Source organism: Pseudomonas sp. GW823-FHT05G12 (genome assembly GCF_058795575.1).
This window is the reverse complement of record NZ_CM179501.1, coordinates 5014177-5029295: the sequence shown is the minus strand read 5'-3', so window position 1 is coordinate 5029295 and position 15119 is coordinate 5014177. Positions and strand designations below refer to the sequence as shown.

At 62.0% G+C, this 15119-nt stretch carries 14 protein-coding genes; 11 read left to right on the top strand and 3 right to left on the bottom strand.

Going from position 1 to position 15119, the window contains the following annotated elements; genetic code table 11:
* The first annotated feature begins 99 nt into the window (after positions 1–99).
* From AC3RCM_RS23015 to moaE, 4 genes are all read left to right on the top strand, one after another.
* Positions 100–1494: a PhoH family protein gene (locus AC3RCM_RS23015; protein WP_003251772.1), complete on the top strand. Its 1395-nt coding sequence runs from the start codon at positions 100–102 to the stop codon at positions 1492–1494.
* Between the two features lie 195 nt (positions 1495–1689).
* Positions 1690–2160, top strand: coding sequence for a cyclic pyranopterin monophosphate synthase MoaC (moaC, locus tag AC3RCM_RS23010; RefSeq protein WP_003251775.1), 471 nt, complete (start codon positions 1690–1692; stop codon positions 2158–2160).
* Positions 2160–2405, top strand: a complete 246-nt coding sequence (gene moaD / locus AC3RCM_RS23005; protein WP_003251777.1) for a molybdopterin converting factor subunit 1 — start codon at positions 2160–2162, stop codon at positions 2403–2405. The genes moaC and moaD overlap by 1 nt, the downstream gene beginning before the upstream one ends.
* A gap of 2 nt (positions 2406–2407) precedes the next feature.
* Positions 2408–2854 carry a molybdopterin synthase catalytic subunit MoaE gene (gene moaE / locus AC3RCM_RS23000; protein WP_010952421.1) on the top strand — a complete coding sequence of 149 codons (447 nt, stop codon included), beginning with the start codon at positions 2408–2410 and terminating at the stop codon, positions 2852–2854.
* A gap of 262 nt (positions 2855–3116) precedes the next feature.
* Here the strand turns inward: moaE and rhlB are convergent, their stop codons facing one another.
* The gene (gene rhlB, locus AC3RCM_RS22995; RefSeq protein WP_003251780.1) at positions 3117–4559 is read right to left on the bottom strand and encodes an ATP-dependent RNA helicase RhlB; all 1443 of its coding nucleotides are present in this window, start codon (positions 4557–4559) and stop codon (positions 3117–3119) included.
* Between the two features lie 100 nt (positions 4560–4659).
* The gene (locus tag AC3RCM_RS22990; protein WP_010952423.1) at positions 4660–5316 is read right to left on the bottom strand and encodes an alpha/beta hydrolase; all 657 of its coding nucleotides are present in this window, start codon (positions 5314–5316) and stop codon (positions 4660–4662) included.
* A 332-nt stretch (positions 5317–5648) separates the two neighbouring features.
* On the opposite strand from AC3RCM_RS22990, the gene AC3RCM_RS22985 reads away from it, so the two are divergent.
* The 4 genes from AC3RCM_RS22985 to AC3RCM_RS22970 all read left to right on the top strand — a co-directional run bounded on the left by AC3RCM_RS22985 (position 5649) and on the right by AC3RCM_RS22970 (position 9806).
* The gene (locus AC3RCM_RS22985; RefSeq protein WP_064490721.1) at positions 5649–6677 is read left to right on the top strand and encodes an amino acid ABC transporter substrate-binding protein; all 1029 of its coding nucleotides are present in this window, start codon (positions 5649–5651) and stop codon (positions 6675–6677) included.
* 67 nt (positions 6678–6744) lie between these two features.
* Entirely contained in the window at positions 6745–7923 is a 1179-nt protein-coding gene (locus tag AC3RCM_RS22980) for an amino acid ABC transporter permease (protein ID WP_064490722.1), read from the top strand.
* Positions 7924–7933: 10 nt separating this feature from the next.
* On the top strand, positions 7934–9031 hold the full coding sequence (locus tag AC3RCM_RS22975; protein WP_010952426.1) for an amino acid ABC transporter permease: 1098 nt from the start codon (positions 7934–7936) through the stop codon (positions 9029–9031).
* Between the two features lie 10 nt (positions 9032–9041).
* Positions 9042–9806, top strand: a complete 765-nt coding sequence (locus AC3RCM_RS22970) for an amino acid ABC transporter ATP-binding protein (protein ID WP_003251792.1) — start codon at positions 9042–9044, stop codon at positions 9804–9806.
* A 129-nt stretch (positions 9807–9935) separates the two neighbouring features.
* On the opposite strand, the gene algW is transcribed toward AC3RCM_RS22970, so the two are convergent.
* Positions 9936–11096, bottom strand: coding sequence for a Do family serine endopeptidase AlgW (gene algW, locus AC3RCM_RS22965; protein ID WP_014592300.1), 1161 nt, complete (start codon positions 11094–11096; stop codon positions 9936–9938).
* A 168-nt stretch (positions 11097–11264) separates the two neighbouring features.
* Here algW and AC3RCM_RS22960 point away from each other — a divergent pair, with 168 nt between their 5' ends.
* The 3 genes from AC3RCM_RS22960 (at position 11265) to cysN (ending at position 15082) form a co-directional block, all read left to right on the top strand.
* Positions 11265–12023 carry a Nif3-like dinuclear metal center hexameric protein gene (locus AC3RCM_RS22960; RefSeq protein WP_457251887.1) on the top strand — a complete coding sequence of 253 codons (759 nt, stop codon included), beginning with the start codon at positions 11265–11267 and terminating at the stop codon, positions 12021–12023.
* Between the two features lie 223 nt (positions 12024–12246).
* Complete coding sequence (cysD, locus tag AC3RCM_RS22955) at positions 12247–13164, top strand: sulfate adenylyltransferase subunit CysD (protein WP_003251799.1); 918 nt, start codon at positions 12247–12249, stop codon at positions 13162–13164.
* Positions 13165–13180: 16 nt separating this feature from the next.
* The gene (cysN, locus tag AC3RCM_RS22950) at positions 13181–15082 is read left to right on the top strand and encodes a sulfate adenylyltransferase subunit CysN (protein ID WP_003251801.1); all 1902 of its coding nucleotides are present in this window, start codon (positions 13181–13183) and stop codon (positions 15080–15082) included.
* Positions 15083–15119 lie beyond the last annotated feature (37 nt).

Genomic DNA, 15119 nt, shown 5'->3' with positions numbered 1-15119 from the left:
TTCGCTTCCCGCCCGTAACAACGCGGATACGGGGACAGCGGCAGTCACTCTGCGGCGTAACAGACCACGCCGTGTGGCTTCGACATAAGGTGACCGAGTATGGATGACCAAGGACGCAACCCTTCCTCCAGCAAGCCAATCCTGTATGTGCTCGATACCAACGTCCTGATTCACGACCCTAACGCGTTACTGAACTTCGAGGAGCACCATGTCGCCATCCCGATGACGGTGCTGGAGGAACTCGACAAGCTCAAGACCGGCAAACAGAGTATCGCCGCCGAATGCCGCCAGGCCATCCGCCTGATAGACCAGACCCTCGGTGACGCTTCGCCCAGCGATGTCGAGCAGGGCGTACCGATCCAGCGCAACAAGAGCGGCCCCAAGGGGTTCCTGTCCATCCTGATGACACCGCGCAACGAGCCGAACAAGCTGCTGCCGGAAAACCTCAACGACAACATCATCATCAACCAGTTGCTCGAAGTCCGTGCCCGGCGCACCGACCTGGACGTCGTGCTGGTCACCAAAGACATCAACATGCGCCTGAAGGCGCGCGCTTGCGGTATAGCGGCTGAGGACTACAGCACCGACCAACTGGTCGATGACGTGTCCTTGCTGTCCAAGGGCTACCATTCGGTCACCGGCTCGTTCTGGGACCGCGTGAGCAAGGTCGATACCCGCCAGGAGCGCGGCCGCACCTGGCATCGGGTGCAGATGATCGACAACCTGCCAGCCGTGCACGTCAACGAGTTCATCATCGATGAGCAGGGTTTCGTCGGGTGGATCAAGGGCATTCGTGACGACGAACTGTTGCTGCTCGACCTGCACCAGGAGCCATTGCTGCACCAGGAAGCCTGGGGCCTGAAACCACGCGACATTCACCAAAGCCTGGCGTTGTTCGCCCTGCTGGACCCGGATATCCACCTGGTGAACCTGACCGGCGCCGCCGGCTCCGGTAAAACCATCCTGGCGCTGGCTGCGGCCATCGAGCAAACCATGGTCAGCAAGCGCTACCGGCGCATCATCGCCACCCGCAGCGTGCAGGGGCTGGACCAGGAGATTGGCTTCCTGCCGGGTACCGAAGCAGAGAAGATGGAGCCGTGGCTGGGCGCCATCACCGACAACCTCGAAGCCTTGCACATGGATGACGAAAGCACCCATGGCAGCGTCGAATACATCCTTGAGCGCGTGCCGCTGCAGTTCAAGTCGCTGAACTACATCCGTGGCCGTAGCTTCCAGCAGAGCCTGATCCTGATTGACGAGTGCCAGAACCTGACGCCGCACCAGATGAAAACCATCATCACCCGTGCCGGCTCCGGGTCCAAGGTGGTCTGCCTGGGTAACCTGGCGCAGATCGACACCCCCTACCTGTCCGCGACCAGCTCGGGCCTGACCTACCTGACCGAGCGCTTCAAGGACTTCCCCCACGGCGTGCACATCACCCTGCAGGGCGTGCCTCGCTCGGTGCTGGCCGAGTACGCCGAGTCTCATTTGTAAACCCTGTAGCCGGGCAGATTACTGCCCGGCCTCTTCGTGGACACGCCCGTTCACAGGATCTCCACTTGATTCGAGGCCGTGGAGCTCCTGTGGGAGCGGGCGTGCCTGCGAAGAGGCAAAACCTGCCGACACATACCTCTGCTCAAACCTGACCCACAGGTTTACACTGCGAACTCCCTTCACAGGAGCAGAGCAGTGCTGACACATCTTGATTCCCAGGGGCGGGCCAACATGGTCGACGTCACTGAAAAGGCCGTGACCGAGCGCGAGGCTACCGCCGAGGCGCGGGTGCGCATGTTGCCGCAGACCTTGCAGATGATCGTCGACGGTGAACACCCCAAGGGTGACGTGTTCGCCGTGGCGCGCATTGCCGGGATACAGGCGGCGAAAAAAACCAGCGACCTGATTCCGCTGTGCCACCCGCTGATGCTCACCAGCGTCAAGGTCGAGCTCAGCGCCGAGGGGCAGGATGCCGTGCGCATCGTCGCACGCTGCAAGCTGGCCGGGCAGACCGGTGTGGAGATGGAGGCGCTGACCGCCGCCAGCGTGGCCGCGCTGACGATCTATGACATGTGCAAGGCTGTGGATAAAGGTATGGTCATCGAGCAGGTGCGCCTGCTGGAAAAACTCGGTGGCAAGAGTGGCCATTACAAGGTGGAGGCGTGATGAAGGTCAAGGTGATGTACTTCGCCCGTTACCGCGAACTGTTGGGCGTGGATGCCGAGCGGGTGGAGGGTGCGTTCAAGGTGCTCGATGATGTGCGCCAGGCCTTGGTTGCCAAGGGCGGGCAGTATGAAGTGCTGGCCGAGCAGAACCTGATGTGCGCGCGCAACGAAGAGCTGTGCAAGCTCGATGAACCGCTGGAAGAGGGCGATGAAGTGGCGTTCTTCCCGCCGGTGACCGGAGGCTGAACATGGCGGTGCGAGTGCAGGAAGGCGCGTTCGACCCGGGGGCTGAGACCAATGCCATGCATGCAGCCAATGTGGGCGTGGGCGCGGTGGTCGGTTTTGTCGGCTATGTGCGGGATTTCAACGATGGCCGCGAAGTGGCGGGGATGTTCCTCGAACATTATCCGGGCATGACCGAAAAGGCCCTGGCCAAGATCGTTGTCGAGGCCGAGCAGCGTTGGCCGCTATTGAAGGTGGAGGTGCTGCACCGCATCGGTGCGCTGGAACCGGGCGAACCGATTGTGTTCGTAGGGGTGGCCAGTGCCCATCGGCAGGCGGCGTTCGATGCCTGCAACTTCATCATGGACTACCTGAAGACCCGGGCGCCGTTCTGGAAGAAGGAGAATACCCAGGAAGGGCCAAGGTGGGTGGAGGGGCGGCAGAGTGACCAGGATGCGGCTGGGCGCTGGTAATCAAGGCGCCACCGGTCGCCTGTAGGAGCGGGTTTACCCGCGAAAGGGCCGGCCCTGCTGGCCAATCTCCACCCGCCGTTCACCGTTGCCGCCACTACCGTATTCGCGGGTAAACCCGCTCCTACAGGGGGACCTTGTGTCGCGAAAGGGCCGCGTAGCGGCCCCCGACAATCTGCGCATCAAAGCCGAAATCCCGGGGCCGCTGCGCGGCCCAATCGCGACACAAGGCCGCTCCCACAGGGCGCAGGTAGCGCGCTGAAGGTCAGTGATGCTTGCGCGGCACCGGCTTGAGCAGTTCATCCGGCGGCATCTCGCACTTGATCTTGCGCCCCAGCAGCGCTTCGATCGCCGGCAGCTGATACGAGTCATCTTCACCGGCAAAGCTGATCGACACACCACTGGTGCCGGCACGGCCGGTACGGCCAATGCGGTGCACGTAGTCGTCAGGGTCTTCCGGCAGGGTGAAGTTGATCACGTGGCTGATGCCATCGATATGGATCCCGCGCCCGGCCACGTCGGTGGCCACCAGCACGGTGATGCGCCCTTCGCGGAAGCTCTCCAGGGTTCTGATGCGCTTGTGCTGCGGCACGTCGCCCGACAGCTGGGCCGCATTGATACCGTCGCGTACCAGCTTTTCCTCGATGCGCCGCACTTCGTCCTTGCGGTTGGCGAACACCATCACCCGTTCCCACTTGTTCTGGGTCACCAGGTTGTACAACAGTTTGTACTTGTCGCTGCCGGCCACCGCATACACGTGCTGCTCCACCGTTTCGCTGGCCACGTTCTCCGGCTCGATCTCGACGATGGCCGGGTTGGTGGTCCACTGCTTGGCCAGGTTCATCACATCGTCGGTGAAGGTGGCGGAGAACAGCAGGGTCTGGCGCTCGCTTTTCGGCGGTGTCTGACGAATGATTTGGCGGACCTGGGGGATGAAGCCCATGTCGAGCATGCGGTCGGCTTCGTCAAGCACCATCACCTCGACCATGTCCAGGTGCACTTCGCCACGCTGGTTGAAGTCCAGCAGGCGGCCCGGGGTAGCCACCAGGATATCGCAGTGGCGCGCTTCCAGGGCTTTGAGCTGCTTGTCGAAGTCCATGCCACCGACGAAGCTCATCACGTTCAGGCCGGTGTACTTGGTCAGGGCAGCGGCGTCCTTGGCGATCTGCACCACCAGCTCGCGGGTGGGGGCGATGATCAGCGCGCGCGGTTCGCCCATGTAGCGTTCTTTAGGCGGTGGCGTCTGCTGCAACTGGGAAATGATCGAGATCAGGAAGGCCGCCGTCTTGCCGGTACCCGTCTGGGCCCGGCCGATGGCGTCCTGGCCACGCAGGGTGTAACCCAGGACCTGCGCCTGGATCGGCGTGCAGTACGGGAAGCCCAGGTCGTGGATGGCGTGCATCAGCTCGTTGGACAGCTTGAAGTCGTGGAAGCGGGTTTTGCCTTCCTGCGGCTCGACCACGAAGTCTTCGGGCTTCCACAGGCTGGCCTGCGGCTTGGGCTTGCGTTCGCGGCGCGGTTTGTCCTTGGCCGGTTGTTCGGCAGGTGGCGTCGCGGCGGCAGGTTGCTCGGCCTTGGGGGCGGGGTTGGCATGTGGTGCGGCCGGTTTTGCCGCGGGCCGGGCTTCCGGCGTCACGCTGGCAGCAGGAGCGGCGGCTTGTGGCGCGGCCTCTCCCTTGCCGAATATTTTTCTGAGTGCTTTGAGCACGGTCGTCTCATCAACTGATTAAGGAATGTACGCCGGGCAGTGTAATGCAAGATCCGGGCGCGGCGTAGCGGAATACGCCCACAACTACAAGCGAGGCTGCCTATTGCAGCTGCTTGCTCAGCCAGTCGTGGATATCGTTCAGTTCTTCGACCACCACTTCGTGTTCCATCGGGTATTCGTACCAGCGGGCAGCGACGCCCCAGGTGTTCAGGTACTCGAAGGCGGTACGGCCCATGGACGGGATGACCACCGAGTCATGCACGCCATGCAGGCACAGGGCCGGGGTGCGTTGCTGGCAGGCACTCAACTGGTGCTGGTCATTGAACGTCGGGGCATAGGTGGACAGGGCGATCACCCCGCCCAGTGCTTCCTGCCACTTTATATAGGCAGTGTGCAGCACCACCGCGCCGCCCTGGGAGAAGCCGGCCAGGAAGATTCGCGTCAGGTCGATGCCTTTGGCCTGTTCGGCCTTGATCAGGGCAACCACCTGCTCGGCAGATTCTTCCAGCTGCGCTTCGTCGATGGCACGGGCCGGGGTCATGGCCTTGATGTCATACCAGCTGGGCATGGCATAGCCGCCGTTGATGGTCACGGGGCGGGTCGGTGCCTGGGGCATGATGAAGCGTGTGCTGAGCAAGCGCTCCTGCATGAATTCGGCCACAGGTAGGAAGTCGTAACGGTCGGCCCCCAGACCGTGCAACCAGATCACACAGGCGTCAGCGGTTTTCTGTGGTTCGAGAATCAGCGGGTTGGTCATGACTGCTCCGAAAGTGTGCGGGTCTTGTTATGGCGTGCGTGAAAACAAAGCACCGGAAATGATTGTCGGAAAAAGAATGTCGCAACGATACAACTTTTCCTACTTGACGAGCGCTTAAACGCTACAGCCAGAAAATTTGGTACGCGGTTTGCAACTACACCTGTGATGCAAAGGGCAGGCCGTGACGGTAACACCCTCTGCACGCGAAGGCTGTCACAGAACAGTCCATTGCGCCAATTGACCCAATAACAAGCCAATACGGGTCGGATACGCCTCAAAAGGGTGCGGTGCAATTCCGGCTCGATACAACAAGAGCGATTTGGAGGTTGTGAATGAAGATGTTGAAAACCACCCTGGCAGTCCTGACCGCTGCCGCCGCGCTGGGCGCCGTGAGCACTGCCCAGGCCGGCGCCACCCTCGATGCGGTAAAGAAGAAGGGCTTCGTCCAGTGTGGCGTGAGCGACGGTCTTCCAGGCTTCTCGGTACCTGATGCGCAGGGCAAGATCGTCGGCATCGATGCCGATGTCTGCCGCGCCGTGGCCGCCGCCGTGTTCGGCGATGCCACCAAGGTCAAGTTCAGCCAGCTCAACGCCAAGGAACGCTTCACTGCCCTGCAGTCGGGCGAGGTCGACGTGCTGTCGCGCAACACCACCTGGACCAGCTCGCGCGATGCCGGCATGGGCCTGGTGTTCGCGGGTGTCACCTACTATGACGGCGTCGGCTTCCTGGTCAACAAGAAGCTCGGCGTTTCCAGCGCCAAGGAGCTCGATGGCGCGACCATCTGCATCCAGGCCGGCACCACCACCGAGCTGAACGTGTCGGACTTCTTCCGCGCCAATGGCCTGAAGTACACCCCGATTACCTTCGACACCTCTGACGAGAGCGCCAAATCGCTGGAGTCGGGCCGTTGCGACGTGCTGACTTCGGACAAATCGCAGCTGTTCGCCCAGCGCTCCAAGCTGGCCGCGCCGACCGACTACGTGGTGTTGCCTGAAACCATCTCCAAGGAGCCGCTGGGCCCTGTAGTGCGTAAAGGCGACGAGGAGTGGTTCAGCATCGTCAAGTGGACCCTGTTCGCCATGCTCAATGCCGAAGAAGCGGGCATCACTTCCAAGAACGTCGAGGCCGAGGCCAAGTCCACCAAGAACCCGGATGTCGCCCGACTGCTGGGTGCGGATGGCGAGTACGGCAAGGACCTCAAGCTGCCCAAAGACTGGGTAGTGCAGATCGTCAAGCAAGTGGGTAACTATGGCGAAGTGTTCGAGAAGAACCTGGGCCAGAGCACTGACTTGAAGATCGACCGTGGCATGAACGCCCTGTGGAACAACGGCGGCATCCAGTACGCGCCTCCAGTGCGCTGATGGCTGCACCCTGCGGCGGCATCCCGCCGCCGCAGGCTGTTCGAATCCCTACTGTCCGGGGCACTTCATGCAAAATCAAATCGGCGCACCCAAGGGCTTGTCCCTTAACGATCCGCGTGTGCGCGCGTGGCTGTTCCAGATCCTCACGATCGTCTTCGTGGTCGGCCTGGGCTGGTACCTGTTCCACAACACGCAAACCAACCTGCAACACCGGGGCATCACCTCGGGCTTCGACTTCCTCGACCGCAGTGCCGGCTTCGGTATCGCCCAGCACCTGATCCCCTATGTGGAATCCGACAGTTATGCGCGGGTGTTCGTCATCGGCCTGCTCAATACGCTGTTGGTAACCTTCATCGGCGTCATTCTGGCGACGATACTGGGCTTCATCATCGGTGTGGCTCGCCTGTCACCGAACTGGATGATCAACAAGCTGGCGACCGTCTATGTGGAAACCTTCCGCAACATTCCGCCGTTGTTGCAGATCCTGTTCTGGTATTTCGCCGTGTTCCTGACCCTGCCGGGACCGCGGGGCAGCATCAACATCCAGGACATGTTCTTCATCAGCAACCGTGGCTTGAACATGCCTGGCGCGTCCATGGCCGATGGCTTCTGGCCATTTGTGGTGGCTTTGGCGCTGGCCATTGCCGCTATTGCCGTGATGGTGCGCTACGCCAACAAGCGTTTCAACGAGACCGGCGTGCCGTTCCACAAGTTCTGGGCGGGGCTGTTGCTGTTCATCGCCATTCCGAGCCTGAGCGTGCTGTTGTTCGGCAGCCCGGTAACTTGGGACATGCCGCAGCTCAAGGGCTTCAACTTCGTCGGGGGCTGGGTGCTGATCCCCGAGCTGCTGGCGCTGACCCTGGCGCTGACTATCTATACGGCAGCCTTCATCGCCGAAATCGTGCGTTCCGGCATCCGTTCGGTCAGTCATGGCCAGACCGAAGCGGCTCGCTCGTTGGGCCTGCGCGAGGGCCCGACCCTGCGCAAGGTGATCATCCCCCAGGCACTGCGGGTGATCATTCCGCCGCTGACCAGCCAGTACCTGAACCTGGCGAAGAACTCTTCGCTGGCGGCCGGTATCGGCTACCCGGAGATGGTCTCGCTGTTCGCCGGTACCGTGCTCAACCAGACCGGCCAGGCCATCGAGGTGATCGCCATCACCATGAGTGTCTATCTCGCCATCAGCATCAGCATTTCGCTGCTGATGAACTGGTACAACAAGCGCATTGCGCTGATCGAGCGGTGAGGATACGCCCGTGAATGCCCATGTTTTCAAACCCGATATGCCGCCACCGGTGAAAACTGTCGGCGTGCTCGCATGGATGCGTGCCAATCTGTTCTCCAGCTGGCTCAACACGCTGTTGACCCTGTTCGCCATCTACCTGGTGTGGCTGATCGTGCCGCCGTTACTGCAGTGGGCGTTGATCGATGCCAACTGGGTCGGCACCACGCGCGCCGATTGCACCAAGGAAGGCGCCTGCTGGGTGTTCGTGCAGCAGCGCTTTGGCCAGTTCATGTACGGCTATTACCCGACTGAGCTGCGCTGGCGTGTGGACCTGACCGTGTGGCTTGCCGTGCTCGGCGCCGCGCCGCTGTTCATCAAGCGTTTCCCGCGCAAAGCCTTCTACGGGCTGGGCTTCCTGGTGCTGTACCCGGTACTGGCCTATACCCTGCTGCACGGGGGGTATCTGGGCCTGGAAAGCGTACCGACCAGCCAGTGGGGCGGGCTGATGCTGACCCTGGTGATCGCCACCGTGGGCATCGTCGGCGCCTTGCCGCTGGGCATCCTGCTGGCACTGGGCCGGCGTTCGAGGATGCCGGCCGTGAAAGTGGTGTGCGTGACCTTCATCGAGTTCTGGCGGGGCGTACCGCTGATCACCGTACTGTTCATGTCGTCGGTGATGCTGCCGTTGTTCCTGCCAGAAGGCATGAGCTTCGACAAGCTGCTGCGGGCGATGATCGGTGTGATCCTGTTCCAGTCGGCGTACATCGCCGAGGTGGTGCGCGGCGGCCTGCAGGCCATCCCCAAGGGCCAGTACGAAGCCGCCGCGGCCATGGGCCTTGGCTACTGGCGCTCGATGGGGCTGGTGATCTTGCCGCAGGCGCTGAAGCTTGTGATCCCCGGCATCGTCAACACCTTCATTGCCCTGTTCAAGGACACCAGCCTGGTGATCATCATCGGCCTGTTCGACCTGCTCAACAGCGTCAAGCAAGCAGCCGCAGACCCTGCCTGGTTGGGCATGGCCACCGAGGGCTACGTGTTCGCCGCCCTGGTGTTCTGGATTTTCTGTTTCGGTATGTCCCGCTACTCCATGCATCTGGAGCGCAAGCTGGACACTGGCCACAAGCGTTAGGAGTTTCGAAATGAGTGAAGCGATCAAGCAGCCTGCTGGCCCCGAAGGCATCATCCAGATGCAGGGTGTGAACAAGTGGTACGGCCAGTTCCATGTGCTCAAGGACATCAACCTGAACGTGCGCCAGGGCGAACGCATCGTGCTGTGCGGGCCGTCCGGCTCGGGCAAGTCCACCACCATCCGCTGCCTTAACCGCCTGGAAGAGCACCAGCAAGGGCGCATCGTGGTCGATGGCGTGGAACTGACCAACGACCTCAAGCAGATCGAGGCCATCCGCCGCGAGGTGGGCATGGTGTTCCAGCACTTCAACCTGTTCCCGCACCTGAGCATCCTGGAGAACTGCACCCTGGCGCCGATGTGGGTGCGCAAGATGCCACGGCGCAAGGCCGAGGAAATTGCCATGCACTACCTGGAGCGTGTGCGGATTCCGGAGCAGGCACACAAGTACCCTGGCCAATTGTCTGGCGGCCAGCAGCAGCGTGTGGCCATTGCCCGCGCGTTGTGCATGAAGCCCAAGATCATGCTGTTCGACGAGCCGACCTCGGCACTGGACCCGGAAATGGTCAAGGAAGTGCTCGATACCATGGTGGGCCTGGCCGAGGATGGCATGACCATGCTCTGCGTGACCCACGAAATGGGCTTTGCCCGTACCGTGGCGAACCGGGTTATCTTCATGGACAAGGGCGAGATTGTGGAGCAGGCCGCGCCGGATGACTTCTTCGACCGGCCGCGCAGTGATCGGACCAAGTTGTTCCTCAGCCAGATCCTGCATTGATGCTGTTTGGGCTGCGCGGCAGCCCTTCGCGGGCACGCCCGCTCCCACAGGTTTAGCGCTGGCTTTGGAGCCTGCGTAATTCCTGTGGGAGCGGGCGTGCCCGCGAAGGGCCGCAACGCGGCCCTGGGTTTATTTCTCTTCCTGGCTGGCAGCCGGCGCCGGTGGCGGCCGCAGCCCCACCTCGGCGATCAGCTTCAACTGCTGCCCGTTGCGCATCACCTCGATGGTGATCTTCTCGTTGGGCTTGATCCGCGCTACCTGGTTCATCGACTTGCGCCCGTCGCCGGCCGGCTCGCCATTGATGCTCAAGATCACGTCACCCAGATGCAACCCGGCCTTGGCCGCTGGCCCTTCGCGGAAGATACCCGCCACCACGATGCCTGGGCGGTCCTTCATGCCGAACGATTCTGCCAGCTCCTGGCTCAGTGGCTGCACTTCGATACCCAGCCAGCCACGGATCACCTGGCCGTGTTCGACGATCGACTTCATCACCTCCAGTGCCAGTTTTACCGGGATGGCGAAGCCGATGCCCTGCGAGCCACCGGACTTGGAGAAGATCGCGGTATTGATGCCGATCAGGTTGCCATTGGCATCCACCAGTGCACCACCGGAGTTGCCCGGGTTGATCGCCGCGTCGGTCTGGATGAAGTCTTCGTAGTTGTTCAGCCCCAGCTGGTTGCGGCCAGTGGCGCTGATGATGCCCATGGTCACAGTCTGGCCGACGCCGAACGGGTTGCCGATGGCCAGCGACACGTCGCCGATGTGAATAGTGTCGGAACGGCCGATGGTGATCGCCGGGAGGTTCTTCAAGTCGATCTTCAGCACCGCCAGGTCGGTTTCCGGGTCGCTGCCGATCACGCGGGCCAGGGTTTCGCGGCCATCCTTCAGGGCTACGACGATCTGGTCGGCGCCGCTGGTGACATGGTTGTTGGTCAGCAGGTAGCCCTCTGGGCTCATGATTACCGCCGAACCCAGGCTTGATTCCCAGCGGCGCTGTTTGGGCAGGTTATCGCCGAAGAAGCGGCGGAACTGCGGGTCTTCGAACAGCGGGTGGGCGCTTTTGTTCACCACCTTGGTGGTGTACAGGTTGGCCACCGCCGGGGCGGCCAGGGTCACGGCGTCGGCGTACGACACCGGGCCTTGCATGATCCGGGTAGTCTGTGGCGCTTGCTGCAGGTTGACGTCCTGGCTGGGCAGCCCGACCCATTGCGGAAAACGCTGGATGATCAGCATGGCGATCAGTATGCCGGTAAGCAGGGGCCAGCCGAAGTAACGCAAAGCCTTGAACATGAACGAATCCTGGAAAGAGCATGGGCCAGCGGCCTGGCAGTGGGGCATGAGCGCGCGCGATCATACACCGGTTCCCCCAGTGACAGCGACGGCCCATAATGGCCGGCATTATACGGGCGTTCGTCAGGCGTTGCGCCCGAGAAAAGCGCAGTTTTCGAGGAGATTTTCATGGCCGTCGCTCTAAACACCCTGGTCGAGGAAGCCGAGCGTTACCTGGGCAGCGCGAAGATCCAGGATTATTGCCCAAATGGCCTGCAGATCGAAGGCCGGCCGCAGGTCAGCCGTATTGTCAGTGGTGTTACCGCCAGCCAGGCATTGCTGGATGCCGCGGTCGAGGCCGAGGCCGATCTGGTGCTGGTGCACCATGGTTATTTCTGGAAGGGCGAGAACCCGTGCATCACCGGCATTCGCCAGCGTCGCCTGAAGACCTTGCTGAATAACGATATCAGCCTGTTGGCGTTCCACCTGCCCTTGGACGTGCACCCGGAAGTGGGCAACAATGTGCAGCTGGCGCGGCAACTGGAGATCACTGTCGAAGGGCCACTTGACCCGGAAAACCCCAAAGTGGTCGGCCTGGTCGGTTCGTTGGCCGAGTCGATGACCGCGCGCGATTTTGCCCGGCGGGTGCAAGAGGTGCTGGGGCGTGAGCCGTTGCTGGTCGAAGGCGATCAGATGATCCGCCGGGTGGGCTGGTGCACCGGCGGCGGGCAGGGCTATATCGACACGGCGATTGCCGCCGGGGTCGATCTGTACCTGACCGGCGAGGCGTCCGAGCAGACCTACCACAGTGCGCGCGAGAATGGCGTCAGCTTCATTGCTGCCGGGCACCATGCCACTGAGCGCTACGGGGTGCAGGCACTGGGCGATTACCTGGCACGACGGTTTGCCGTGGAGCACCTGTTCATCGATTGCCCGAATCCCATCTGAAGGCGGTGTCGCCCCCTTCGCGGGTGAACCCGCTCCTACGCGCGGGCCTCGTAGGAGCGGGTTCACCCGCGAAGAGGCCGGCCCTGCCAGCCCAAACCCCCAGTCATATCGTTAGACTTTTTCGATCTAGCCAGCCTCCTAAATAGAAGCAGCTGCTGTGATAAAGTGGCTCGCTCGAACACGGCCCGCAGGCCGTCCATAAGATCGTTTTTCGTGAGTAGCCATGGTCGACAAACTGACGCACTTGAAACAGCTGGAGGCGGAGAGCATCCACATCATCCGCGAGGTGGCCGCCGAGTTCGACAACCCGGTGATGCTGTACTCGATCGGCAAGGACTCCGCCGTGATGCTGCACCTGGCGCGCAAGGCCTTCTTCCCGGGCAAGCTGCCGTTCCCGGTGATGCACGTCGACACCCAGTGGAAATTCCAGGAGATGTACAGCTTCCGCGACAAGATGGTCGAGGAAATGGGCCTGGAGCTGATCACCCACGTCAACCCCGAGGGTGTGGCGCAAGGTATCAACCCGTTCACCCATGGCAGTTCCAAGCACACCGACATCATGAAGACCCAAGGCCTGAAGCAGGCGCTGGACAAGCATGGTTTCGACGCTGCCTTCGGTGGTGCGCGCCGCGACGAAGAGAAGTCGCGGGCCAAGGAGCGTGTGTATTCGTTCCGTGACAGCAAGCACCGCTGGGACCCGAAGAACCAGCGCCCCGAGCTGTGGAACGTGTACAACGGGAAGGTCAACAAGGGCGAGTCGATCCGCGTCTTCCCGCTGTCGAACTGGACCGAACTGGACATCTGGCAGTACATCTACCTTGAAGGTATCCCGATCGTGCCGCTGTACTTCGCCGCCGAGCGTGAAGTCATCGAGAAGAACGGCACCCTGATCATGATCGACGACGAGCGCATCCTCGAGCACCTCTCCGAGGAAGAAAAAGCCCGCATCGTCAAGAAGAAGGTGCGTTTCCGTACCCTCGGCTGCTACCCGCTGACGGGCGCTGTCGAGTCGGAAGCCGAGACGCTCACCGACATCATTCAGGAAATGCTCCTGACGCGCACTTCCGAGCGCCAGGGCCGGGTCATCGACCACGATGGCGCCGGTTCCATGGAAGACAAAAAACGTCAGGGCTACTTCTAATTTTCAGGGTTACTCCATGTCGCACCAATCCGATTTGATCAGCGAAGATATCCTCGCTTATCTGGCTCAGCACGAGCGTAAAGAACTGCTGCGTTTCCTCACCTGCGGCAACGTGGATGACGGCAAGAGCACCCTGATCGGGCGCCTGCTGCACGACTCCAAGATGATCTACGAGGACCACCTCGAGGCCATCACCCGCGATTCGAAGAAAGTCGGCACCACCGGCGAAGAAGTCGACCTGGCACTGCTGGTAGATGGCCTGCAGGCCGAGCGCGAGCAGGGCATCACCATCGATGTCGCCTACCGCTACTTCTCCACCGCCAAGCGCAAGTTCATCATCGCCGACACCCCGGGCCATGAGCAGTACACCCGCAACATGGCCACCGGTGCGTCCACATGCGACCTGGCGATCATCCTGGTCGATGCCCGCTACGGCGTGCAGACCCAGACCCGTCGCCACAGCTACATCGCGTCGTTGCTGGGCATCAAGCACATCGTGGTCGCGGTCAACAAGATGGACCTGAAGGGCTTCGATGAAGGCGTCTTCGAGTCGATCAAGGCCGACTACCTGAAGTTTGCCGAAGCCATCAACCTGACCCCGAGCAGCCTGCACTTCGTGCCGATGTCGGCGCTCAAGGGTGACAACGTGGTCAACCACAGCGAGCAATCGCCGTGGTACGCCGGCCCGACGCTGATGGAAATCCTCGAAACCGTCGAGGTTTCGGCCGACCGCAACTTCACCGACCTGCGTTTCCCGGTGCAGTACGTCAACCGTCCCAACCTGAACTTCCGCGGCTTCGCGGGCACCATCGCCAGTGGCGTAGTGCACAAAGGTGACGAGATTGTCGTGCTGCCGTCGGGCAAGAGCAGCCGGGTCAAGTCCATCGTCACTTACGAAGGTGAACTGGAAAACGCCGGCCCAGGCCAGGCCGTGACCCTGACCATGGAAGACGAGATCGACATCTCCCGTGGCGACCTGCTGGTACATGCCGACAACGTGCCGCCGGTCACCGACCAGTTCGACGCCATGCTGGTGTGGATGGCCGAGGAGCCGATGCTCCCGGGCAAGAAATACGACATCAAGCGTGCCACCAGCTACGTGCCAGGTTCGATTGCCAGCATCACCCACAAGGTCGATGTGAACACCCTGGAGCAGGGCGCTGCCAGCGCGCTGCAACTGAACGAGATCGGCCGCGTCAAGGTAGCCCTGGACACCTCGATCGCCCTCGACGGTTACGACAGCAACCGCACCACCGGTGCGTTCATCGTCATCGACCGCCTGACCAACGGCACCGTTGGCGCCGGCATGATCATCGCCCCGCCCGTGTTGCCACACGGCAGCACCGGCCATCATGGCAAGCAGGCCCACGTGTCCACCGAAGAGCGCGCCCTGCGCTTCGGCCAGCAGCCAGCCACCGTGCTGTTCAGCGGACTGTCGGGTGCTGGCAAGAGCACCTTGGCCTATGCCGTTGAGCGCAAGCTGTTCGATATGGGCCGTGCGGTGTACGTGCTCGATGGCCAGAACCTGCGTCACGACCTGAACAAGGGCCTGCCACAGGACCGCGCTGGCCGTACCGAGAACTGGCGCCGCGCCGCCCATGTGGCGCGCCAGTTCAACGAAGCCGGCATGCTGACCCTGGCTGCGTTCGTGGCCCCGGATGCTGAAGGCCGCGAACAGGCCAAGGCACTGATCGGCAAGGAACGCCTGGTGACCGTTTACGTCCAGGCCTCGCCGCTGGTTTGCCGCGAGCGTGACCCGCAAGGCCTTTACGCTGCCGGTGGCGACAACATCCCGGGTGAAAGCTTCCCGTTCGATGTGCCGCTGGATGCTGATCTTGTGATCGACACCCAGGCCACCAGCGTGGACGAGGGCGTGAAACAGGTGCTGGACGTGCTGCGTCAGCGTGGCGCGATCTAAGCGCTAGCCTGCAAGGAAAACCCCGCTTCGGCGGGGT